The 25,198-nt window shown below is 30.0% G+C and carries 23 protein-coding genes; 5 read left to right on the top strand and 18 right to left on the bottom strand.

The genetic code is table 11. The features are described 5' to 3' along the window. Positions 1-2: 2 nt before the first annotated feature. The 10 genes from ACQ3F0_RS16105 to ACQ3F0_RS16060 all read right to left on the bottom strand — a co-directional run bounded on the left by ACQ3F0_RS16105 (position 3) and on the right by ACQ3F0_RS16060 (position 12,943). Positions 3-2,369 (bottom strand): ABC transporter permease, encoded by a 2,367-nt coding sequence (locus ACQ3F0_RS16105; protein ID WP_428866395.1) that lies wholly within the window; start codon positions 2,367-2,369, stop codon positions 3-5. A 1-nt stretch (position 2,370) separates the two neighbouring features. After that, the gene (locus tag ACQ3F0_RS16100; RefSeq protein WP_428866394.1) at positions 2,371-3,129 is read right to left on the bottom strand and encodes an ABC transporter ATP-binding protein; all 759 of its coding nucleotides are present in this window, start codon (positions 3,127-3,129) and stop codon (positions 2,371-2,373) included. A gap of 333 nt (positions 3,130-3,462) precedes the next feature. After that, positions 3,463-4,893 carry a sensor histidine kinase gene (locus ACQ3F0_RS16095; protein WP_428866393.1) on the bottom strand — a complete coding sequence of 477 codons (1,431 nt, stop codon included), beginning with the start codon at positions 4,891-4,893 and terminating at the stop codon, positions 3,463-3,465. Further along, positions 4,883-5,590, bottom strand: a complete 708-nt coding sequence (locus tag ACQ3F0_RS16090) for a response regulator transcription factor (protein WP_428866392.1) — start codon at positions 5,588-5,590, stop codon at positions 4,883-4,885. Before ACQ3F0_RS16090 ends, ACQ3F0_RS16095 begins: the two co-directional genes overlap by 11 nt. Positions 5,591-5,900: 310 nt before the next feature. Next, positions 5,901-7,010, bottom strand: coding sequence for an ABC transporter ATP-binding protein (locus ACQ3F0_RS16085; RefSeq protein WP_428866391.1), 1,110 nt, complete (start codon positions 7,008-7,010; stop codon positions 5,901-5,903). Positions 7,011-7,022: 12 nt separating this feature from the next. Beyond that, positions 7,023-8,699, bottom strand: a complete 1,677-nt coding sequence (locus tag ACQ3F0_RS16080) for an ABC transporter permease (RefSeq protein ID WP_428866390.1) — start codon at positions 8,697-8,699, stop codon at positions 7,023-7,025. A 78-nt stretch (positions 8,700-8,777) separates the two neighbouring features. Next, positions 8,778-9,875 (bottom strand): ABC transporter substrate-binding protein, encoded by a 1,098-nt coding sequence (locus tag ACQ3F0_RS16075; protein WP_428866389.1) that lies wholly within the window; start codon positions 9,873-9,875, stop codon positions 8,778-8,780. Between the two features lie 30 nt (positions 9,876-9,905). Further along, the gene (locus tag ACQ3F0_RS16070; RefSeq protein ID WP_428866388.1) at positions 9,906-10,730 is read right to left on the bottom strand and encodes a DUF3919 family protein; all 825 of its coding nucleotides are present in this window, start codon (positions 10,728-10,730) and stop codon (positions 9,906-9,908) included. A 105-nt stretch (positions 10,731-10,835) separates the two neighbouring features. Then, on the bottom strand, positions 10,836-12,245 hold the full coding sequence (locus ACQ3F0_RS16065; RefSeq protein ID WP_428866387.1) for a sensor histidine kinase: 1,410 nt from the start codon (positions 12,243-12,245) through the stop codon (positions 10,836-10,838). An 8-nt stretch (positions 12,246-12,253) separates the two neighbouring features. After that, positions 12,254-12,943, bottom strand: a complete 690-nt coding sequence (locus tag ACQ3F0_RS16060; RefSeq protein ID WP_428866386.1) for a response regulator transcription factor — start codon at positions 12,941-12,943, stop codon at positions 12,254-12,256. Between the two features lie 459 nt (positions 12,944-13,402). Between ACQ3F0_RS16060 and ACQ3F0_RS16055 the strand changes: the two genes are divergently transcribed. Both ACQ3F0_RS16055 and ACQ3F0_RS16050 read left to right on the top strand, forming a co-directional pair. After that, entirely contained in the window at positions 13,403-14,794 is a 1,392-nt protein-coding gene (locus tag ACQ3F0_RS16055; protein ID WP_428866385.1) for a leucine-rich repeat domain-containing protein, read from the top strand. Between the two features lie 413 nt (positions 14,795-15,207). Next, complete coding sequence (locus ACQ3F0_RS16050) at positions 15,208-15,705, top strand: superoxide dismutase family protein (RefSeq protein WP_428866384.1); 498 nt, start codon at positions 15,208-15,210, stop codon at positions 15,703-15,705. 342 nt (positions 15,706-16,047) lie between these two features. Here the strand turns inward: ACQ3F0_RS16050 and ACQ3F0_RS16045 are convergent, their stop codons facing one another. From ACQ3F0_RS16045 to ACQ3F0_RS16035, 3 genes are read right to left on the bottom strand one after another with little or no spacing between them, the layout of a single operon-like run. Then, complete coding sequence (locus ACQ3F0_RS16045) at positions 16,048-16,728, bottom strand: hypothetical protein (RefSeq protein WP_428866383.1); 681 nt, start codon at positions 16,726-16,728, stop codon at positions 16,048-16,050. Further along, positions 16,725-17,408: a fluoroquinolone export ABC transporter permease subunit gene (locus ACQ3F0_RS16040; protein ID WP_428866382.1), complete on the bottom strand. Its 684-nt coding sequence runs from the start codon at positions 17,406-17,408 to the stop codon at positions 16,725-16,727. Before ACQ3F0_RS16040 ends, ACQ3F0_RS16045 begins: the two co-directional genes overlap by 4 nt. Next, positions 17,405-18,253, bottom strand: coding sequence for an ABC transporter ATP-binding protein (locus ACQ3F0_RS16035; protein WP_428866381.1), 849 nt, complete (start codon positions 18,251-18,253; stop codon positions 17,405-17,407). Before ACQ3F0_RS16035 ends, ACQ3F0_RS16040 begins: the two co-directional genes overlap by 4 nt. Before the next feature lie 292 nt (positions 18,254-18,545). On the opposite strand from ACQ3F0_RS16035, the gene ACQ3F0_RS16030 reads away from it, so the two are divergent. Continuing rightward, positions 18,546-18,992, top strand: a complete 447-nt coding sequence (locus tag ACQ3F0_RS16030) for a GNAT family N-acetyltransferase (protein WP_428866380.1) — start codon at positions 18,546-18,548, stop codon at positions 18,990-18,992. Between the two features lie 29 nt (positions 18,993-19,021). On the opposite strand, the gene ACQ3F0_RS16025 is transcribed toward ACQ3F0_RS16030, so the two are convergent. The 5 genes from ACQ3F0_RS16025 to ACQ3F0_RS16005 form a co-directional block, all read right to left on the bottom strand. Continuing rightward, a complete protein-coding gene (locus ACQ3F0_RS16025; RefSeq protein ID WP_428866469.1) occupies positions 19,022-19,300 on the bottom strand; it encodes a zinc ribbon domain-containing protein YjdM in 279 nt (92 codons plus the stop codon). Between the two features lie 88 nt (positions 19,301-19,388). After that, complete coding sequence (locus ACQ3F0_RS16020; RefSeq protein WP_428866379.1) at positions 19,389-20,531, bottom strand: toxic anion resistance protein; 1,143 nt, start codon at positions 20,529-20,531, stop codon at positions 19,389-19,391. 23 nt (positions 20,532-20,554) lie between these two features. After that, positions 20,555-21,697 (bottom strand): 5-bromo-4-chloroindolyl phosphate hydrolysis family protein, encoded by a 1,143-nt coding sequence (locus ACQ3F0_RS16015; RefSeq protein WP_428866378.1) that lies wholly within the window; start codon positions 21,695-21,697, stop codon positions 20,555-20,557. Between the two features lie 316 nt (positions 21,698-22,013). Next, positions 22,014-22,220 (bottom strand): hypothetical protein, encoded by a 207-nt coding sequence (locus ACQ3F0_RS16010; protein ID WP_428866377.1) that lies wholly within the window; start codon positions 22,218-22,220, stop codon positions 22,014-22,016. Positions 22,221-22,245: 25 nt separating this feature from the next. After that, positions 22,246-22,581, bottom strand: coding sequence for a zinc ribbon domain-containing protein YjdM (locus ACQ3F0_RS16005; RefSeq protein ID WP_428866376.1), 336 nt, complete (start codon positions 22,579-22,581; stop codon positions 22,246-22,248). A gap of 268 nt (positions 22,582-22,849) precedes the next feature. Between ACQ3F0_RS16005 and ACQ3F0_RS16000 the strand changes: the two genes are divergently transcribed. After that, positions 22,850-24,133, top strand: coding sequence for a dicarboxylate/amino acid:cation symporter (locus ACQ3F0_RS16000; protein ID WP_428866375.1), 1,284 nt, complete (start codon positions 22,850-22,852; stop codon positions 24,131-24,133). 240 nt (positions 24,134-24,373) lie between these two features. Continuing rightward, positions 24,374-25,123 carry a PHP domain-containing protein gene (locus tag ACQ3F0_RS15995; protein WP_428866374.1) on the top strand — a complete coding sequence of 250 codons (750 nt, stop codon included), beginning with the start codon at positions 24,374-24,376 and terminating at the stop codon, positions 25,121-25,123. Positions 25,124-25,198 lie beyond the last annotated feature (75 nt).

Genomic DNA, 25,198 nt, shown 5'->3' with positions numbered 1-25,198 from the left:
TTCTACTCTTCTATAAGCTCTCTCAAGTTTATTCCCAATAATTTACTACTAGGAAACCACACTGCAGCAAATACTATTATTACAAATAATAAAACACCCAAAATAGTGGTTTCTGTAGTAATTAAAAATGGAAAATTAACCAAACCTTGTTTTGATAAAGCTAGTTCTATTATTTTAGGTCCTAGGGTGAAAGCTAAAATTATGCCTATAAAAGTTGCTAGTGCTGTCAATGCCATAATTCTATTTACTATTGATAGTCTTATTTGCTTTATTGTAAAACCTAAAGCTTTATATATTCCATAGTTTCTTCTTTCCTCGTATACATTTATTAATACAAGGTTAAAAATATTTATGAAACTAATTATTATAAATATCACACCTACCATTAATATTGGTACACTAGCATTTTTGCCGATTTCATTAAATATTTCCCCATTACTCTCTTTAGTTTTTTCAATACTTATATCATTGTATTTAAGAGTAAGCTCTTTTACATATTCATTAGTATCCACCCTATCTTTAAATACTATTAAATAGATCTTTGTATCAAAAGTTGGATATAAGTCTATAACGACAGCTTTTTGTATCCTAAAACCTTCTGCCTCATTAATCATAGTCTGATAAACTCCTGTAATTAAAAAAGTCTTACTTTGTCCTGCTATTGTAATATCAATATAATCTCCAACAGTCTTTTTTAGCCTTCTACTAGTATTTATTGCTATAGATACCTCATTTTTTTCTTTAGGACTTTTCCCTTCAATATTTAACATTCCTATGCTATCCATATCTCCATCATAACAGAATCCTACTATTTGTTTAGCTGGTATATCTTCTCTTTCTATAGCGTCAGTAAAGGACCCCTCAATATAGTAGTAAGGAACTACGGTTTCTATTCTATTATCACTTTTTAGTGAATCAAATAACTCCTCATGGGTTGTTGAACCTTTGGCACCACTTCTAGCTATTTGATAATCACTGCCATCATAACCCCAATATGCTAAATTATCACTAAGTCTAACCAAAGAATTTCTTACATTTATAGTTAAAGTTATCATAAATACTGTAACAACCAAAGTTATAAATATAAATAGAGATTGCTTCTTATTACTAATACTTTGTTTTATAGCTAAAATCAAAGATAATGGTAATGCTTTTAAAAACATAATATTTATTTTGGGATTTTTCTTATAATTTTTCATTGGCTTGGCATTTCTTATTGCCTCTGCTGGTTTGATTTTTGCTGCTCTTCCCGCAGTTATATAAGAAGTTATAATTACTATACCAACTATAAAAATAATAGTTATTATTATTTCTTTAACCATACTTTCATTAATATTTACTACACCTACCACTCTTAGAAAGGAATATAGTATGGTATTTATTAATATTCTACCTAATACTAAACTTGGCAGCACTGCTATTGTTGATAAAATAAAAAATTGTCCTGTATATATTGTTTTTATATTTACGTTAGATAAACCTTGTGCTTTTAACACTCCTATAGTTTTATAATCAGAAAATATAGCATTTTTTATGGTATAACTTATTACTAACACTGTTATAGCTAAAACTATTATTGATAATATCATCAATATAGAAGCTATTAACTTAGATTGAAAGGTATATATATACTTAATAAAACTATATTGAAATATACCACCCTTAAATTCTCCATTTTGACTATTTAAAAATTCACTCCATATTTTTTCCGCTTTATTATAATCTTTATATACAACTCCCATGGAAGTTAAATTATTATCTACATCATTAAAAATCTTATCTACTTCTCCAGTTTTAACCCACATCCGTGTTGGACTAATCATAGCACTGCTAAACTGTGGATCAACTACAATGGCACTAACTTTCAAATCCACATCTTTCTTATTAATTTTTATTTTCAATATACCGCCTACTTCAATATTTTCTTGGTAGGCTATGCCTGTAGGTACCCATATTTCCCCTACACCAGGCGCTTCCTTATTATCTCCTTCTACTATTAAAAGCTTATCTTGCGGTAATCCCTCTTCTCGTTCTGTAAAATTTATTCCATATCTAAAAGGATTGTTATTATAGCTTGCCTTACCATCATAATTATAAACTTTATAAATTTGAACGCTCTTAACCTCTTCATTGTCTTCCCACCAAGTTTTTAACTTACTTGTATCATAATCACTTTTTTTAAAACCAATTATGTCATGGGATGCATTTAGATTTTGTTGCATCTTTAGAAAAGGCTCTTTAGATTTTGTAAGTATGCCTAGGGAGATAAAAAACATTACACAACTTACCATTATTATTAAAGTAATTAACAAACTTTGAAGTTTTCTCTTTTTTATATTGTTTAGGATAATGATGTATATGCTTCTCATACTACCACCCCTTTTCTGTAAGAAAATCAAATAAGGCCTTTTCTCTTTGTTCCATTAATCCAACTTCAAATTTGGGAAATTTCAGATCCCCGCTTATGCGTCCATCTTTAATAAATAAAATTCTATCTGCTCTACAAGCAGCCTTTATATCATGTGTAACCATAACTATATTTTGTCCCTTAGTATTTAACTCTGTTAAAATATTTAAGATATTATCACCTTGAGAAGAATTTAAAGCTCCTGTTGGCTCATCCGCAAAAATAACTTCTGGTTCATTTATAAGCGCTCTTGCTATAGCCACTCTTTGCTGTTGACCACCAGATATTCTAGAAGGCAATCTATTTAGCTCTTCACTAAGTCCTACAATATTTAAAAGCTCCTTTACTCTCTCATCTACTTTTTTCCTATTCTTACTTGCTAAATATCCTGAAACAGCTATATTTTCAAAAATAGAGAGACTAGGTACTAAATTAATACCTTGAAATACAAAACCTATGCTCTTTCTTCTAAAATTAGCCATTGACTTTTCTTTAAGTTTATTAATAAGTAAATCTTGAAAACGCACCTCACCAGAAGTTATAGAATCAAGACCACTTAAAAGATATAACAAGGTTGATTTCCCTGAACCTGAACTTCCCATTATAACTGTAAAATCACCTTCATATATCTCTAAATTAATATTTTTTATTGCATGATAACTTTCACTATCACTAATATAAGTTTTGCATAAATCTCTTGTCTTTATAATTACCCTTTTCATTCGCCATATCTCCTTAAAATTAACAAAGTCATATATATCGTAAAAGCCCTTCCACTTCACTAAGAAAGTCTAATTCCAATGTCTTTTCCGCTATATATGCTTTTTCTACCCACTGATGGATGGAATTTATAAATTCCTCATATAATAAAAAATAAATTATAGGATTTCCTATAATTTAATATTAAATGCCATAACTTAACTAACCTTTATGTATTTATTAAGAATTCATTAAGTCTAGGGATTCCATTGTGAAACTTAATTTATACATGTACTAAAATCTTAGATATTAGTGAGTTATAGTACATGTATAAATTAATAGTTGAACTGGAATACCTATATCGGTAAAGTAAAAGAAAACTCACTTCCCCTATTTTCTTTACTAACTACATTTATAATTCCACCATGTTTCTCTACAATATATTTACATATAGAAAGTCCTAATCCCGCTCCCCCAAAGTCTCTACTTCTGGATTTTTCTCCTCTATAAAACTTTTCAAATATAAAAGGTAAATCTCTTTGGGATATACCAAACCCATTATCTTTAACTATTACTTTTAAGTTCTTACCCTCTATTTCTGTACTAAAATTCACTTCTCCACCTTCTGGTGTATATTTTATGGCATTTTGTATAAGATTCATTATAACTTGCTCAATTCTAATTTTATCAACAGATATAATTACATTAGCAATAGGCTCATTAATATGAAGCTTTATAGATTTTTTTTTCGCCTCTAATTTCATATTTTGTACTATTTTATTTAAAAACTCTCTACTATAGCTTTCAGTAAAACACATATTAAGCTCTTCAAGTTCTGCTTGAGAATGCTGAAATAAGTCATTTATTAAATAGATTAAACTATCAGTTTTCTTTGCTATAACAGAAATATATTTGTTTCTCTTTTCTTCATCATCAGCTATACCGCTCTTAAGTCCATCTACATATGCTTTTATAGACGCTATAGGTGTCCTAAGATCATGAGAAACACAGGCTATTAATTCCTTTCTGCTTCTTTCTAATTCTTCTGTTCTTTTTAAAGCTGTCCTGAGCTCGTCTCTCATAAACTCAAAATCATTACAAAATATCCCTAACTCTGTATTATTTCTATACCTTATTTTTTTATCATACTCACCTAAGGCTATACTGTTGGTGGCATCTTTTAAGTCTCTCAAAGGTTCTATAAAGTCTCTTGTTATCTTGAAGTAAAGAAAAATAATAACGCATACTATAAATAAAAATCCTATACCAATAGGAATCAAACCATAATAAACTGATATTTTTTCAGCCATCGTATAATTACCTTTAGAATTAATAATAAAAATTCCATTACCTATTTGCTTTCCCTCTTTAACTAAAGGTACAGTAAATCTTATCTTTCCTGGTTCCTCTTTACTAAAATTTTTATCATAGGAAATATTACTCTTAATATCTATATAAATATCTTCTTTTCCCAGTATAGTATTTTCAGAATCAAATAACACTTTTCCCTCTAAATCAATTATTCTCAAATCTCCTTCTATTTCTTTCAGCCTAGATAAAACATAAGGTATGACTCTTTCTGGATTTTTTGATAAATCTTCATAACTATTTTCTATATAATTTACTATGTTATTAGTTACTATTCTTTGTTCATTAAGTACAAAACTATTTTTACTATTCTTATCTATAGCTTTAGTAAAAACAATTGATAATCCCCCACTTACTATAAATACTATAAGGGATAATACAAAAATAATATTTAAATTCTTTTTGAAATTACCCCTCATTACACTCACCATCAAATTTATATCCAACACCCCATACGGTTTTTATGTATACTGGTTCTGAAGGATTGTCCTCTATTTTTTCTCTTATCTTCCTAATATGTACCCTTACAGTAGTTATGTCACCATATTCTTCAAATCCCCAAATTTGATTAAATATCTGCTCCATAGTAAAAACTCTATTAGGATTATGTGCCATGTAACTTAATATCTCAAACTCCTTGGCAGCTAGGTTCACAATTTTTGAATTTACATATACAGCATAGGCTTTATCATCTATAACTAACTTTCCAAATGTTAGAACTCCACTTTCCTCTTCCGGCATTGAAAATTGTGTATATCTTCTTAATTGAGCTTTTACCCTAGCTATAAGTTCCATAGTATCAAAGGGTTTCATTATATAATCATCCGCACCTAAACCAAGACTTATAACCTTGTCCGTACTGTTACTTTTAGCACTAAGCATTATTATAGGCACATTAGAAATACCTCTTATGGTTCTGCAAATCTCCATGCCATCCACTAAAGGAAGCATTATATCTAATATTACCAGTTGATGTTTTTCCTTTTTAAAACATAATAAACCTTCTTGTCCATTTACTGCAGTATAAACCTGAAAACCTTCTGCCTTTAAAAAGTCACCTACTATATCTGAAAGTTCAACTTCATCATCAATTATCAATATTTTTTCTCCTGCCATATCTTTCACCCTCTTTATTATTCTAATACTATTATGTAGAAAACAATAGAGAATCCAATTTTGGATTCTCTAACATATATTGTCTTGTATTATTATACCATAATTTTTCATGGGATATAGGATAGTTTAGTACAAGAATATTAACTTGCCCTAACTTGGGTTATACTACGATGTAATTTGTTTCATATGATGCAAAATAAGACCTAAACATAATTAATATTGTATATATCTAGGTCTTAACTATTTATATTTTTCTATAAAGTTCATTATATCAGTTTAAAGTTTTAAAGTTGTTATAAACATAGAGAAATTAATCTTCTTTTTTTATTACATGGGACTTATTAGGTTGAATAATAAACATAACATTTCCTTGTAATATACAATCTCCACTGTCAAAGCTATCTATAATCCACTCTTTTATTCCTGTAACAGCCTGCCCTTTTAAAGATTTTTCTTCTATATAATATCGTACTTTCTCTCCAATAAACATAGCCTGTTTTACAACTCCATATATTTTATTACAATCGCTTTCAGCAGGTTCTCTTTCTTGCTTCATTATTTGAATAGATTCTGGTCTTATACTTAAATAAACATCATCATTCAAATTTACATCTGTTTCCGTTTCAACCTTTAATTCTTTTCCATTTGCATTGACTACAATACTAGCTCCTACTTTTTTTGTTACTTTTCCCTGTACAAAATTTGTTGCTCCAATAAAATCTGCAACAAACTTTGTTCTTGGTTTAAAATATATCTCCTGTGCCGTTCCTACTTGTTGAATCGTTCCGCTTTTCATAACAACAATTTGATCCGACATAGCTAAGGCTTCTTGCTGATCATGAGTAACATAAATGGATGTTAGCCCTAGAGATTTTTGAATCATGCGAAGCTCAGCTCTTACACTTTCTCTTAGCTTTGCATCTAAATTACTAAGGGGCTCATCTAATAATAATGCTTCTGGATTCATAACTAAAGCTCTTGCGATTGCTACCCTTTGCTGCTGTCCTCCTGACAACTGATTAGGAAATCGTTTTTCTAACCCTTCTAACTGCAAAAGTCCTGCGGCTTGATTCACTTTCCTTTGAATTTCATCTGAAGAAGTTTTTTTCAACTTCAATCCATATGATATATTGTCAAATACCGTCATATGAGGAAAGAGCGCATATTCTTGAAATACCATAGCCGTACTTCGTTTGTAAGGGGGTAATTGATCAACTCTTCTTCCATTTATATGAATTTCTCCTCCATCTGGCTCATAAAATCCAGCAATCATTCGTAATGTAGTTGTCTTTCCACAACCACTAGGTCCTAAAAATGTTGTAAAGGATTCTTTCGGTATTTGTAAAGAAACACGATCAACTACGATATTTTCCCCAAATACTTTACTAATATTTCTTATATCTACTACAGGTGATTGCATATATTCCGCCTCCTATATATCAAAAATATTTATCTTATCTTTTAACAATAATTTTGCTATTCCAAATGTAATAAAGATAATACCTACCATACCAACAGCAATTGCGCTTGCTATCCCTATGAATCCTTGTTCTGCAAAACTTAATATTGCAATGGAGCCAATCATCCATTGAGGAGATACCAAGAAAATAACTGCACTAAGGGTATTCATGGATTTCATGAAACTATACACAACACTAGTAGACATTGCATTTTTAAGCATAGGAATTATAATCGTTCGAATTACAGTAAAACTATTTGCACCCAGATTAGTAGCTGCTTCTTCAATTGATTTATCAATTTGCTTAAATGCAGAAATTGAATTTCTATATCCAACAGGTAGCTGTCTCATAACCATTGCAATAACTATAATAATACCAGTACCTGTAAGCATTATTGGTTCTTGATTAAATGCCAACACCAATCCGATCCCAATAAATGTTCCTGGCAAAGAAGCAGGTAGTAATGTTATAAAATCCAATGCATTTTTTCCTGGGAATCTTTTTCTTGAAATTAAAAATGCAATAGTAATGCCTAAAATCGTTGTAATAATTGCAGAAATAACTGCTAACAACCAGCTGTTTTTTAGAGCACTGCTTTTTATAATTCCTTCTATAAAGTTGTTTAATGTAAATGTATTATTTACACCAAATACTTTAGTAAATGCAGCTAATACTACAATAGTGAAAATGGAACAAATAAATAGAACAATCAAACAACAAAAGCTAAATAATATCCATTTTGTCATTGTAGATGTAGTCACTCTTTTTAATCCAGCTACAGGCTTTCCTGTTACTGTTGTAAAGGATCTTCTCTCTAAATAATATTTTTGAATGAAAAATACAATTAACGTAGGAATAACAAGAACCATACTAAGTACTGCCGCCATTTTCAAATCCCATTGTCCGGCAACCTGCATATAAGCTTCTGTAGCCAATACTGAGTAATCTCCGCCAATAAGCATCGGATTACCAAAATCAGCTAAAGAGTTAATGGCAACCAATAAACTGGCACTTAAAAGTCCTGGTAATGCTAATGGCAAAGTAACTGTTCTAAACAACTTAAATCCATGTGCTCCTAAATTCTGTGCTGCCAATTCAAGATTAGGACTAATTGCTTTTAATACACCTGAATTTGTCATATATGCTAGTGGAAAAAATGCCATTGATTGTACAATCCAAAGTCCAATCCATCCATATAAATCAGTTGTCATATGCAACAAAGAATATGTAATAAGACCTCTTCTACCAAATAAAACAATAAAGGCAATCCCTGTAACAACCGGTGGAGCCATCATTGGCACCAATACAATTGTGCGAAAGAATTTTTTTCCCGGAATATCTACATAGTTCATGGTATAAGCATAAATAAAACCAAAAACAGTTGCAGTAAGGGTTGCTAAAAATGATGAATAAAAAGTATTTTGAAATGCCGTTAAAAATCTTTCTTCGTGAAAAAAACGCATCCAGTCTGTTGCTTGGGGCATAATAACAACTTTGGAAAAAGGATAAACTACAAAGAATCCAGACAAACCTATTACAATCAAAATAATTGCTGCCAATACCGGCTCACCAATCAGTTTTTTCAGATCATAAATGAGACCTCTTTTTTCTACACGAACCTGTGAACTAAGATCTGCATCTGTTCTCATATCATTACCTCCAATTCTTTTATCATATTACAGCCTCCTTAATAAGGCGGCTGTAATTTTTAAAGGGTGGTGAGAAAATTATCTACCTATTACTTGCGACCATTTTGCTTGTAGTGCTTTTTTATCTTCTGCAGCTTTAAAGAAATCATAGTCTCTCATAATATCCATATCCTCTAACTTTTGTGATCCTTTAGGTAATTCTACATCTGCTCTTGTTGAAATTCTTTCTGTTAAGTCAGTATGTAGCTGCCCAGCTTCTTTTCCTACCATAAAGTCGATAAATGCTTTTGCTGCCTCTGTATTCGGACCGTTTTTAATAATAGATGCTGCTCCAATCTCCCATCCTGCACCTGCTGGTACAATTGTATCTATTTTAAATCCTGATTTTTGCATTAATTTTTGGTCATGAATAAAGTTAAGTCCTAATAAGTATTCACCTGTTGCAACCTTTTGTGCTGGAGTAAATCCACTCTTTGTGAATTGTCCAACATTTTGAGCAAACTTTTCAAAATACTCAAATGCTGCATCTTCTCCCATTTTTTGGACCATTGCAGCTACAATAGTATATGCTGTACCGGATGTTCCAGGGTTTGGCATGATAATTTCACCTTTGAACGCAGGATTTAATAAATCTTCCATTGTTTTTGGCTTTTCAATTCCTTTACTTTCAAACTCTTCTTTCCATCGTTGTTCATTAACTGCAATAGAAACCGGCCCTACATAAATTCCTGACCAATATCCATCAGGACTTTTGAATTCTTCTGGAATATCTGCTGCAACCGGTGAAACATAAGGCTCAATCAGACTATTGTCTGCTAATACTTGATGAACGTCTGCCGGTCCGCCAAGAATAATATCTGCCTTTGGTGAATCTTTCTCAGCCATAACCCTTGCTGCCGTTTCTCCGGTAGGCATTCTTAAATATGAATATTCCACACCTGTTTTTTCTTGAAATAATTCTAGTAAACGTTTCCCTTCTTCCTCATGAAATGTAACATATACAACTAACTTTTTTCCCTTTAAGTTTTGAGATGATTCTTTATTTGCCACCTCAACGTCAGTATTTCCGTTTACATCGTTTTCAGTTTTTTGCGAACTATTTCCACAACCTGCCATAAATACCGTGCTTATTATAACCACTAACAATAAGATGCTCATTTTTTTAAATAACTTCATATCTATATCCTCCTATCTGGATAATTGATTTTATTTTTGATTATACTGGGTAGAACTATAATCAAAAAGATTACCTTTCAAATGCATAATACTCCTCATATTATCTCCATGCATATCCCATACTGTGAAATATTCAGAAGAATATACAGTAATTAGAACTATATCCTCAGATTGAATTTCATTCATATTTTCATTCATTTTGTGCAATTCATCAAATAATACCACTATTTGATACTGCGCGATCATATGTTGCTCATACAAATCTTTCAAAGTATCAATACCTGAAATTATAGTTCCACTATCTACATTATCTATTAATCCTTCTATTTGTCTTTTTGTTAAAAAAACACCATTTTTTTTCGTATCAAAGACAGAATATAAAATAATTCCTTGAGAATTTAAAAGTAATTGTTTAATATTTTCCACAGTATAAAGATTTTCTTTTACACTTTGATAAGCTGTCTTCAATGCCACACTGGCTTCTTTGCTTCCATAGTAGTTATGACCAATCTGCATATATAGCTCACCTATAAAAAAAGGAATCCTTCTTCCTCCCAGCAAATAAGCTGTTCCGATCAAATCCTCTTTTTGTGGAATATAAGCTGACTTGTCCACCTTAGAGATCTGATGGGATACCTCCCACACTTCTTTGATAATTTTTTGATCATCCACCACACCTTTTCCCCATCTCATACTCTGTATTTCGATGCGAATAGGTGTATTTTCTGTCACCATCCTCTTAACTTTTTCTCCATCATGAATCACATACAACTTATCCTCAGAAATAACTGATGTACACCCATTTATCAATAAAACACTACACAATACAAGGACATATATCCCAAACTTTTTCATTTCTACCCCCTAGGTTCAACTTAATTATAGAACACAAATATATAACAATTATGATTTTAATGTAACTTTCTTGTAACTTTCAAAATAGTTTTACATTCTTCCTGTTTATTGTATGTGGATTTCTACAATAGTTCCATATCCTTTTTTACTCATAATTGCTATAGTTCCTCCATGATTTCGTATAATTTCTTTACATATAGAAAGCCCAAGACCTGTTCCTTTTACTTTTCTATTCTTATGAGACCGATAAAAAGGTTCCCATATTTTTTCAAGTTCTTCTTTTCCCATGCCTTCTCCATTATCCCGAATTCTAATAATTGTTTGTCCATTTTTTGGATATGCTTCTATTAAGATGCTTGTACAATTACTATATTTCAAGGCATTATCCACTACATTTAAAATCACTTCTTTAAATTTATTCATATCAACAAAAATTTCTACATCTTTAATCTTCTTTTCTAAAACAATATTATAATTTTTAGCTTTTATTTTTACAATTTCTAAACAATTATTTATTAAATCTGAAAGCATAACAGGTTCTTTTATAATCGCAAAGTCAAATCTTTTAAGGCTTGAAAGTTCTAAGAATTCTTCAACAAGATTAATTAGCCGCATACTTTCTGTTTCAATATAATAAATACTTTTTTCTTTAATATGATCCGGCAGCTTTTCTCTTTTTAAAACATCCGCATATCCCAATATTGCTGTAATAGGCGTACTAATTTCATGTGTAACATTATCAAAGAAAAGCTTTTGTTTCTCTTTTTCCTGTTTCAATTGAGAAATATTTTCCTGAATGGTTTCCACCATTTCTTGGAAAGAATGACTAAGTTCTTCTATTTCATCTCCTGTATGAATATTGATTTCTTTAATTTCTTTCCCTAATGCAAATTTTTTCATTGTATTTTTCAATTCTGTAATGGGAACAATCATTTTATACGAAAAAAATAACGTTATAATAAAAACAATACTAATACCGATCATCCCTAAAAAGAATGCAATTATCGTCATATTTTTTTTCATTTCATCTTCTTTTGTAAGAGGATAAATATAACCTACTGTACAAATCACATCATCTCTATATACAATTGGAATACCCATAAAAAAATATCTTTTCCCATTTACTTCTTTATAAATATAGGCTTTTTCATTTTGAAATCCTTTCTCAATTTCAGGCCGTAATGCTAAAAACTCCTCATTGCTGTCCGAATCTCCATATACATTATTGTCATAAAAAATCTGCACTCTACCCCCTACCTGATTTTTGATATATGAGGCATATAAAGATGCATCTTTTTTCTTAAAGTTATCCATATCTAATTCATCCTGTTGTGATTCAAAATACTGAGTCATATTAACTTGTGTTGTATAACTGTGATTGAGTAGATAATCTCTTATCATCACAAGATTGTATGAATCCAATGTTTCAATCAAACAAACACCAAAAATAAAAAGAATAGGAATAATTATTCCTATATTCATCAAAATCATTTTTTTTCGAAAGTTCATTTTCATTTATATCATTAGTTCCTTTCTTCCTCAATCTCCATCTTATATCCTACACCAAAGACCGTTTGAATATAGTTCCTACATATACCTAATTTTTTTCTGATCCTACGAATATGCATATCAATAGTCCGTGTTTCACCTATATAATCAAATCCCCATAGTATTTCCAATAACTCTTCTCTCGAAAATACCTTCCGATAATTTTCTGCAAGCACACAAACAATACCAAATTCTTTCGCTGTAAGTTTAACTTCTTTATCATTTACTTCAATGATTCTTTTTTCTTTATCTAATTTCAATTGACCCTTTTTGATAATATGTTTTTCTTCCCTATTATCCTTTTTCTGTAATATCCGTCTACGAAGTATTGCTTTAACACGAAGCATTAACTCCCTATTATCAAAAGGCTTAGTAATATAATCATCCGCCCCTAAAGTAAGCCCTAATAGTTTGTCATTAATATGTTTTTTAGCTGTAACCACAATTACAGGAATATCTTTATTTTGAAGATTTTGTAATACTTCAAAGCCATTCATTTCAGGCATCATAACATCTAAAATCACAAGATTAGGATTTTTTTCCTGAATTTTTAGTAAAGCTTCTTTGCCATCATATGCAACAATAACTTCATATCCTTCCAACTCTAAATTGATAGAGATTAAATCAACAAGTGCCTTTTCATCATCTACTACAAGTATTTTCATTTTTACCCCCCTTAAAGTTAGTTTTATATTGTTTATCATTTTTACAAATTTTGCTTAATTGATCATATTATATCAAAATAAGTAATTGCCGTCTAATTGTAGAGTATTTTATGTGTTTTGGTCAAATAAAAATTTTAGCACTATGCATAAGTATAGGCACATCGGAGATAGACCTTATGGTTCTGCGATATCTTTTACCCTCTTTATTATTCTAATAATATTATGTTCAAATAATAGAGAATCCAATTTTGGATTCTCTAACATATATTGTCTTGTATTATTATAGCATATCTTTTCATGGGATAAGTGAGAGTTTAGTACAAGTTGGTTTGCAATATTATACCATTAAACTTGCCAATTTTTGTTATATCTTTTATTTTATTGTATCGCAAACCCATTTATGATATTATTTCATTTGTATAAAACATTAAAATCATATAAACTAAGGAGGAAATTAATTTGTTTTACAAAAAAACTTTATCATTTTTATTGGTAACTCAATTATTAATTAGCGGATTACTTATTTCCACCACTAACGCTACTGTATTAGAAGGATGGAATCAAGATGGACAAGCATGGAGCTATTATACAAATGGTGTCATGCAAAAGGATTCTTGGATACAAGGTTCTATGAATACATGGTATTATATAGGCTCTGATGGAATAATGAAAGTAAACTCATGGGCTGAGGATTCAGTGGGTAATTGGTATTATTTAGGCGAGAGTGGTTTGCTTCAAAAAAGTAAATGGGTGCACCATACAAATGATAAATGGTACTATTTAGATTCAAACGGCGTAATGAAAACAAATTCTTGGGTTAAAGACTCTGCTGGTCGATGGTATTTCTTAGGTTCAGAAGGTGATATGCAAACAGGCTGGCTAAATAGAAATAATAGGTGGTATTACCTGAATACTGACGGCTCAATGCTATACAGTCAATGGATTACTATAAATGGTCAATCATTTTACTTAAACAAAGATGGTGACATGGCTGTTAATACAACTACCATTGATGGTTATAGAGTAAACGAAAATGGTGTATGGGACGGAAAGCCTGGCATAGATACTGTGGTAAGGTTTAGTGATAAAAATTTAGAGTCAGCTGTTAGAAGTGCCCTTGGTAAAGATGCTGGGATTATATATAAAAATGATGTTGCAAATATAACCGAATTAGATGCAGCGGAATTAGGAATTACTAATTTAAGCGGAATTCAAAATTTAAAAGCATTAAAAACACTTGATTTATTCAATAATTCTATTTCTGACATAACACCTTTAAGTGGATTAACTAACTTAGAAGTGCTTGATTTATCCTTTAATTCCATTAGTGATATAACAAGTTTAAAGGGATTAACTAAATTAATAGCTATGGACTTAGGTGATAATAGAATTAAATACCTAACTCCACTGAATAGTTTAACTAACTTACAAAATCTTTTCTTATATAATAATTTGATTAGCGACATAACACCATTAAGTAGTCTAAGAAATCTAACAATTTTAGACTTACGTTCAAATGCAGTAACTAACTTAGTAACATTGGAAAAATTAACTAACCTATTGGTTCTTGACTTAAGTGACAATAATTTTGAAAACATAAGTTCATTACAAAAACTATATAATTTAACTGCATTAGGTTTGTCTTCTAATAATATAACCAATATTTTATCATTGAAGGATTTAAGAAACTTAACAGTTCTCAACTTGTCCTATAATCAAATAAATGATGTAGCTACCTTAAAATCAATGACCCAATTGGCATATCTTGATATAAGCTTTAATAAATTTAGTAATGCTGATATTTCACAGTTAAGTCTTTCTTTGAAGAATTGTAAGGATCTAATATATTAGTTCTAGGAAATCAAAAAAGGATGAGATTAATCCCCTCATCCTTTTTTGATTTTCACTTGCTATCCATTTAATGTTATCCCACTATACTATTAATTTTACTAATCCATAGCTGTTATTTCCTATCCTACCTTGCTTTCATTTGTCTATATAATACATCAAATGTCTTTAGATTTACACTTATGTACATGTTATATATAAAATATGTGCATAAAATAATAACTATAGCAAATAATCTAATCTTCTTCATCTTGGATATAATCATAAATTTCTTAAGTCTAGTTATGTGATAAAATGTTAATATTATATTTTTATATAAAATTAAGCTTGCTTCATGGCCTTTTATTGCAGTTAACACTATAATTTTAGCGTTCATAGTATATACTGTATAATCAGAAAAATTTGGAGATGAATAAATGGAATGTAAATACCCAACTATGGCTATGGCAAATATAAAAGGAGGTCCATTAAGACCCCAAATTGAAGGAATAGTAATTATAAGAGATATGCCCTGTGGTGCTTTTGTATTCGCTAATATACAGGGACTGCCACTTTACAAACCTGCAAAAAAGGATAAAGGACCTATAGGACCTTTTGGATTTCATATTCATGAGTTTGGAAATTGTAAAGTAGGTAAAAGTGACAAACCCTTTATGGATGCAGGTGGTCACTGGAATCCGACAAATCAACCCCACGGTAATCATGCTGGAGATTTACCAGTACTTTTTTCAAACAACGGAATATCTATGATGGAGTTCTTTACTAATAAATTTAAGGCTAGCGACGTAATCGGAAAATCCATAATAATTCATGAAAACCCTGATGATTATAGATCACAACCTTCAGGGAATGCTGGAAGAAGACTGGCCTGTGGAGTGATAGAAGCCTGCTTCTCTTATTTCCCTGAAACTTAATTCAATATTTCTAACTTTTATCCTACTTGCAAAGAATTAAGGAACATTTAAGAAATATTTATCTAAACTCATTTAACGTAACTAATGACTTAATAGTAAATGCTTTTGAAAATTCATATCATTAAGTTTGCTTTATACAAAAACAAAGATTAAGACTTTTATAAAGAATATTATAGAATCCTTAATCTTATTTTTTTATTAATCAGATTTTGCCATGGACCATGAAAGCAACACGCTTTATTAATCGTCTTCAATTGAGAAAAAATATAATTTATATAAAGTTGATTTGTCAAAGAAGAAAAACGTTCCTAAAAATTATTAAAAGATAATATTAATGCAAACTCAAATGATTTTTCTGTTAAATCGTCTATATAACATAATAATCCAAATCAATGATGTCAAGATAAAAGGTATAAAATACAGATATTCTTCATCAAATATTACTTTTCCAGCCCAAAAAGATGGTAAAAATCCGGCCGCATACTGAATCACTTTATCACCCAAGAAAAAAGGTAATGGAAAGCCAAGTATTAGTATATTAGATATTTTTGTAAGTGCCATCCCTTCAACCCTATTAGATGAAAGTGATACAATTAACATACATATTGTCATGCTAATAATACTAAAGAGTAATGTATATATAATACTTTGAAAAATTGTTATTCGGGATATGGAAAAAAAATAACTAACTACCGTTCCAAACACAAGGGATATGGCAGTAGGCAACCCCAATCTAGATATAAGGTAGCCCTTTTTACCAAGAGGTGTAACAGAAAGATATATAGATATATTATTATCTATCTCTTCAAGTATAACCATTGCACCTATAAATGAATAGATAAGTGGAGTTATTGACACAATCAAAATATCTGCCAAAAGAAAATATGACTGATTAGCTATTCTGGGGATAACTAATCTTAATAAAGTACCTGAAAGTATTGGTGTAAAAAGCATAACTGCCAACATGTAGTCTTCACCAATTTCTTTAATATATTGTCTAAATGAATAATAGAAAGCCTTCATAGTTTTGCACCCCCTATTTGAACAAACGCCTTATTAACAGTTTTTATACATATAAACCATGCTAATATGATCCATATCAGTAAAATAAATATCAAAATAGAAGGATTGCTTTCGTTGCCATATATTAATCTTATAGCGCATATCCCAGGATGTAATATAATATTTACTTCATTTATACCTAATTGTAGCAAAACAGGCGGAACAGTAAATAATATTTGAAATGGCACTGTTGCAATTATAAATTGATTCAAACTATTGATTCGAAAGGCAACAATAATTCCAATGATGGAAAATAAAATAGAGGATAATAATACACTTGCAATTACATAATGATAACGATTGATGTTAGCAAAAACCGAAATCGAAAAACCTACAATAGTGCTAATAAATGATATAGATATTAATTTTGCAAGAATATATTCTTTAATTGTAACAGGAGAAATAGCAATCGAATCTAATACTCTCTGACTTTTTTCTAGTAAAACAATTGCCCCCATGAAAAACATTCCTATAGCTGCAGGATCAGAATAAATCATAATTGAAGCAATTGCTCTTTTCCATTCAATAGGTAAAAATGACAAGATTACAACATAAAAAACCGTAAACACTAGATATAAAAAATAAAACCCATATTTAAATTGAAAGTGTATATCGGCCAAGGTAAGCTTTAAAGCTCTCATTTAAGTTCCCTCCCCGTCACATCCATAAAAATATCACTTAATGTTGGCTCTAAGCTATGTATTGTTAGAACTTTTCCCGAATTAATAAGCTGACATAATTTTTTATCTTTATGAGTTTGTGAAAGGTTACATTCTGCAAAAATTTCTTTGTTATTTTCTATATATGAGTACATAAGCTTTGATGCACCTTTTTTCATAATCAGATTCCTCGGTGTATCAAGAGCCTTTATTTTTCCATCAACAATAAAGGCAACATGATCACAAAGTTCTGTGGCATCTGTCATATTATGTGTTGTAACAATAATAGTTTTTCCGTTCTTCTTTTCTTCAAGAATTAAATCTTTCATAGTCCTCCCATTTGCAGGGTCCAAACCGCTTATAGGCTCGTCTAAAAAAATGATTTCTGGATTATGAATCAATGCTTTTACAAAATTCAATCTTGATTTCATTCCTTTAGAATACTCAGATATTTTTTTCTCAGCATCATTTAGAAGACCAACTGAGTTTAAAAGCTTATCTACATCTCTAAGTTGATTAGAATATAGTGAACCAAAGAACTTTAAATTTTGCCTTCCAGTAAATTTATCGTATAGACTTGGAAATTCAAAATCCACACCAATTTTTTGGTAAAAATTATTAGTCCTATGCTTAACTTCTGTTCCGTTTACAACTACTCTACCGGAATAGTTTAGTATTAGTCCTGTAAGAATTTTTTGCAACGTACTTTTCCCAGCTCCTGATGGACCAAGGAATCCAAAAATTTCACCTTTTTTTACACTAAAATTAATATTTTCAATAAAAGGACTCTTTGTATAACTAAATGAAACTTTTTCTACTGTAATCATCCATTCTACACTCCTTATTAAAGCAAAGTAGCTTCTAAACATATATTACCATTAATTACCTAAATTAACAAAATCAAATTTGTCATCTTTGATTCCTCACTAGGACCTCCTACAGCTCAAGCGATAACTTGCAGTTATTACCACTGCACCTAGAGTACTACCAAAAACTAGAAACAGAGTGGATAGTTTTTGGATTCTAAGAAATATTCAAATGATTTTTATTTGAATTTTGAAATCAATTAGTATAAAATATTATAATTGAGTAAATATAGAAGTAAAAGGAGACATAGTTATGAATAAATTTAAAATACGAGTAGCAAATTTAGAAGATGCGAATGAACTCGAACAATTAATGCAAGCAGCTTACTCTATATATGATGAAATTTTAGATGGGATAGTACTTCCTCCAATGCATGCAGATTATAATGAAGAAATTGCTGACTATCCAACTTGGGTTATGGAATATGAGAATCATTTAGCTGGTGGATTGATCATGTATTTTGATGAGAAAGATGCCTGTTTATCCAATATTGCTGTTCACCCTAAGTACAAAGGACAGGGCTTAGGCAAAATATTAATTAGTTTTGCTGAAACTATTGCAAGAGAAAAAGGTTACAACTCCTTAAGTTTAGCTACTCATATAAAACTACTAAACAACATCAAGTATTATAAAAAATTAGGGTTTGAAGAAATTGATAGAGATGAAAATAAAGTCTATTTCACAAAAATTTTAAAGTAATCATTTTAAGACACCCGCACTTAACCAAACTATATTTTCTTTACATAGATGGATGTAACTTTCATAGTTCCAAATCCATCGATTTTACAATCTATATTGTGATCATCCGCATCAATAAGCTTGATATTCTTGATCTTTGTTCCCATCTTTAATGGATTTGAACTTCCTTTAACTTTAAGGTCTTTTATTACTGTCACAGAGTCTCCATCATTTAAGATATTTCCGTTAGCATCCTTATGAACTCTTTCCTCAGCTTTTATTGTTTCTTCGTTCCACTCATGGGCACACTCTGGACAGACAAATAAAATAACAAGCTATCATAATTTTCAATTTCTTTATAGTTTTTCTCATGAGTCAGGTGTGCTACTGGGCGCAAAGTGCCCCAGTTGCTCCAGCTTATACCCCTAAAAGTTTATCTTTTAATTGTTTTTCAATATTGTGTAATTCTACTTCAGCCTCTTTACGTTTTTGACGGCCTTCTGTTTGTATACGAAGTACTTCATCAATAGTTGAAATCAATGATTCATTTGTAATTCGAAGAGTTTCAATATCAATAACTCCGCGTTCAGATTCTTTAGCTGTTTCTATAGTAGCCATTTTCAGTTTTTCTGCGTTCTTACGCAAAAGTTCATTTGTCATATTTGTCACTTCATTTTGAGCTTTAACTGCATCTTTAGAATGAGAAACTCCAAGTGCTAAAACAATTTGACTTTTCCAAAGTGGGATAGTATTTACAATTGTAGATTGTATCTTTTCTGACATTAAAGAATCATTATTTTGAATTAAACGAATTTGTGGAGCCATTTGAAGCGAAATCATTCTTGTTAACTCTAAATCATGAATTTTTTTCTCAAAGCGGTTACAAAGAGATTTAAAATCATTAATTTCCTGTGCATCTTCTGGAAGTAAACTAGTTTCAGCTTTTTTCACTAAGATTGGTAGTTCTTCTTTTTCTAATTTTGAAAGTTTCTTTTTCCCTGCTAAAATATACATAGAAAGTTCCTTAAAATACACCTTATTTATTTCATACATTTTATCTAGCATAGCAATATCTTTTAAAAGTTGTATCTGATGTTTTTCAAGCATAGTACAAATTTTGCTTATATTGCCTTCTACTTTCTCATATTTCCTTTTCATCTTAGAAAGTTTTTCTTTAGGTTTCTTAAATACTCCTAGAAAACCTCTTTTTTCATTTTCATCGGTGGTTTCAAAATTCTTTAACTCACCTACTATATTTGAAAGCATTTCACCTACTTCACCTAAATCTTTAGTTTTTACATTATTTAAAGCTGTTTCAGAAAAATCCGAAATTTTCTTTTGAGTTCCAACTCCATATTGTAGAATTGAATTAGTATTAGTTATTTCAATTTTATCTACAAATTCATCAACCATCTTCTTTTCTTCTTCTGTTAAATTGCTATCTTCAATTACTTCTTCTTTTTTTTCTTCTTTTACTTCAATAATTGAATCCTCTTCTTGAAATGGTTCAAATGTTAAGCTTGGCACTACATCAGTATTTTCTTTAAATTCACTAGTCAATTTAAAATTCACTCCTTTTTTAGTTACTTTTGAAAATCATTTTTAGTCAATCCTTCTTGTTTAAACAATGTTCTAAGTACAGAAATATCTGTAGAAACGTCTAAAGATAATTCCTCAAATAAATCATCTAATAACTTTTCAAAAGCAATATTTATAAGATCAATACTCTTTTCAATTTCATTTTTTGTGTTCTTTATATTATCTCCCTCAACTGGTTGATCATTTAACTCCTTGTACCCATTAACTAACTTTAAAGTTATTGGAAGATAATGTGTAGTAAATTTTCTAACCTCTAGTAACTTTTTAGGGTTTTTCTCTACAAAATTAATTATTTCACTGACAATATTCTTTAATCTTTGCAACTTTATTGATATTTCTTTGTTAGATATAGCATTACTTACATTTTTTATCTGTTCAATATAGTTCTTTACCATTTCAATTGTATATATTAGTTCTTCATTTTCAGGATCATTTATATTTTCGTTTAATTTCTCTTTTTTAAGTTCTTCTTCTTTACGTTTTTTATAATTTTCTTGTGATATTAAATAATTTTGATAAACTTCATTACTTAGCATAAAGTATGTTTTTTCTTCATTAATATATGCTTCTTTAAACATACCTAAGTCAGTCATTTTTCTTAAATCTTTAGCAACAAATTTTTTCTTTTTTCCTGTAGCTATAGCTAATTGTTGAATTGAACAATAATTTTCACCATCAAGTAAACTTACATACTGATTAAAACGCTTTACTCTTTTTCTTAAGCTTTTACCTTTTAAAATCATAGCTATATTTAATCCTAAAAAAGTAAGTAGAATTGCTGACACCTTAAAATTATCTAAAAATCCAATAACAAAGAATACAATGAAAAGAATACTTAATACTCCTACACCCATACTTCCAAATATTATGTGAATTATTCCTGATATTCTTCCAGCTGGTTTTTTAGAAATATACATTGACTTTTTATATTTATTTTGTGTTTCATTCTGCATTTTTTCATTAAATTGCTGTGATTTATTCTTTAAATTCATTTTTACATTATCTAAAGTGCTTTCAGCTTTACTACTAATATTTTTCTTTAACGTAACAAAGTCTATAGCATCCAAAGCATTCTTTACTGTATCTTTAATTTGATCTTCTAAATCTGGAAAATCCTTTTTATTCATATAATTCCTCCAAATTATTTATCATAAAACCTGTACACACCGTTCTCAAATCCTCTATTTTCTGAAGCCTGTTTTGCTGTGATTTTATATAGTAATTATCATTTTCATGATAGCATATTTTTGAATAATTGTAAAAACAAACACCATGTAGTGAGGAGAATACTTATTATATATGACATTTATCACAATATGAGCAAGCTTCTTCAGTTTCATTTTAAGAGGTAAATGAAAAGGACCTAATTAATAGATTGTAATAATTTAATAATCCATTAATTAGGTCCTTTTCGTATTAGTCGCATGATTGCTCTTACCTCTCTTAAAAGAAGTCACCCATCATTTCTTTCATATGTTTTAACATTGGTAAGTTCTTTCTAAGTTCCTCTTTTGGCACATCACTTGGCAATTTATCAAGATAGTCATTTAACTTCTTCTCATCACTACTTAAATAAATATTAATCAATTCTTCCATTGTAGATTCATCAAGTGATGCAAAGAATAGTTCCACTGCGTTATTATTGTCCATTTTAAAACCTCTCCATTTAACTAAACTATATTTTCTTTACATAGATGGATGTAACTTTCATGGCTCCAAATCCATCGATTTTACAATCTATATTGTGATCATCCGCATCAATAAGCTTGATATTCTTGATTTTTGTTCCCATCTTTAATGGATTTGAACTTCCTTTAACTTTTAGGTCTTTTATTACTGTCACAGAGTCTCCATCCTTTAAGATATTTCCGTTAGCATCCTTATGAACTCTTTCCTCAGCTTTCATTGTTTCTTCGTTCCACTCATGAGCACACTCAGGACAGACGAAGAAAACACCGTCTTCATATGTATATTCTGAATTACATTTAGGGCATCTAGGTAGTTGTTTCATCTATTTTCCTCCTGCAGTTTTATTTCCATACTTGATTTCAAACTATTTTATACTACCATATGAATCTCAATATAACAAGCTGTCTAACCTATGATTCGTTGACTAAATTGCAAGTATATACCATTACTCTTGCATTATTTGATTTATTAATGTATTTATGGTAGAATTTTTAATGTAAATATATTTCATAATGAATAATTACATATCTATACTTTCACAATTCCTTTTTTATAATAACAAAAAAAAAATCAGTTTATAGGAGGCACAAATGAAAAAAACGAAATTATCTACTAAAGTAATTATAGCTATGATACTAGGACTTATTTTAGGCTTACTTTTTAATCCACAAATATCAGTTTTGCCTGAAAGTTTGTACAAGCTCCTAGAAACATATGCATTTACCCCTATCGGTAAAATATTTATTAATGCAATAAAAATGCTAGTTGTTCCTATGGTATTTATATCTTTGGTAAATGGTGTTACTCAAATTAACGATATAAAAAAATTAGGTCGTGTAGGTGGAAAAACTATAACTTTCTATCTATTAACTACCTCTGTTGCTATAATAGTTGGCTTATCTCTGGCCTTAATTATTCAACCTGGTGCAAACAGCGTATTAGCTTCTGATACTGCTGTATATGAAGTAAGCAAAACTGTTAACTTCGTAGATGTTTTAGTAGACATGGTTCCAACAAATCCATTAAAAGCAATGGTTGAGGGAAAAATGCTGCAGGTTATAGTATTTAGTTTACTTCTTGGAGTTGCTATTAATAGTGTTCCAAAAGAAAAATCAAAAATTATCATAAATATATTTGATTCTGCTAATTATATTATTCTAAAAATGATTGATATTGTAATGTTAATGGCCCCAATAGGTGTATTTGCCTTATTAATCAAGGTTGCTGCCACTCTTGGACTTGACTCACTTGTTAAATTGAGTCTGTATATGATAACAGTTTTATTATGTCTATTTATACATTTAACTTTAGTTTATACAGGTAGCTTACTTATTTTTACAAAGTTAAATCCAATAATTTTCTTCAAAAAATTCTGGAATGTTATGACTCTAGCATTTAGTACATCTAGTTCTAATGCTACTTTACCTGTTACTATGGAAACTGTTGAGAAAAATTTCGGTGTACACAAAAGTATTTTTGGCTTTACTTTACCGTTAGGGGCTACTATAAACATGGATGGAACCGCTATAATGCAAGGGGTTGCTACAGTGTTTATTTCTCAAATTTTTAATGTTGATTTAACCTTATCTCAACTTTTAACTGTAGTTTTAACAGCTACTTTAGCATCCATTGGAACTGCGGGTGTTCCTGGTGTAGGAATGATAACACTTTCTATGGTACTTTCTTCTGTTGGACTACCAGTAGAAGGTATTGCACTTATTATTGGAGTTGATAGAATTCTTGATATGTGTCGTACAGTTGTTAATGTAACTGGAGATACTGTGGTTACTCTGATTGTAGCTAAAAGTGAAAATGAGATTGATAAAGAAAGTTTCTACAGCGATAAAAACCTTATGGTAGAAAATAATGCATAATTTCTGTATCAAAGAAGGCAGTCCAATGTTGGGCTACCTTCTTTGTTTATTCATATTTACCTGGAAACCTATTTTTCGCACAACCTGTCTGGAGTGGTTGCGAGTATTATTCAGTAATATAGGCAAAATAGAAATGTATAAAAAACATGTCATAGGGAATTTACATATTTGATACAAGAAGCTTTTCAATTTGATAATGAAGTGTCTAATTAAAAGCTATAAAACCATGGAGGTGATAAAATGAGTTTTAAGATTATCGCAGACTATCATACTCATACTAAAATTGCAAAGGGACATATTCCCTTATTTAATATTATTTTTGGGGAACATGCAAAAGGAAGTATTGAATCAAATGTTAAAGCTGGAATAAAAAGAGGATTAAAAGAAATCGCCATAACAGACCATGGTTATAGGCATGTTATCTTCGGCATGAAAATAAATCAATATGAAAAAATACGTAAAGAAATTGATGATTATAATAAGAGTTCATTATTGAAAGAGAATAACTTTAAGATTCTACTTGGCGTAGAATGTAATATTATTACTAAAAAAGGTGATATAGATATTAAAGATGAAATAATTGATTACCTGGACATAATTTGTGTAGGTTATCATCCTGGATCACTACAAAATCCATTTTTATTGAGGAATTATACAGAAGCTGCAATCAATGCTATTAAAAAATATGAAATTACAATACTTAATCATCCTTTAGAGCATGTTAACCCAGATATTATCGAAATTGGAAAGGTTGCTGTTGAAAGAAATACTGCTTTGGAAATTAACAGAGGTCATAGGAATATGGATATTGAAACAATAAAAAGGATGAAAAATATGGGGGTTAAATTTTCATTAGGAAGTGATGCACACAAATCGGAGGATGTAGGGTGTTTTGGTAAAGCTTATGATATTGCAGTTGAAGCAGGCCTTACAGATGATGATATTATTAATGCTAATGGAAGTGCCCATAGCTCAATGAAATTATTATGAAGCGTTTTCAAAGAATAATTATTATCAATGGTTAATGCATATACTACAATTATTAAAACAGAACAAAAAAAGGAA

Origin of the sequence: Clostridium sediminicola (assembly GCF_050402865.1) — a bacterium.
GTDB classification, from domain to species: Bacteria; Bacillota; Clostridia; order Clostridiales; family Clostridiaceae; genus Clostridium_AF; species Clostridium_AF sediminicola.
This window is presented reverse-complemented; position numbering and strand designations above follow the sequence as displayed.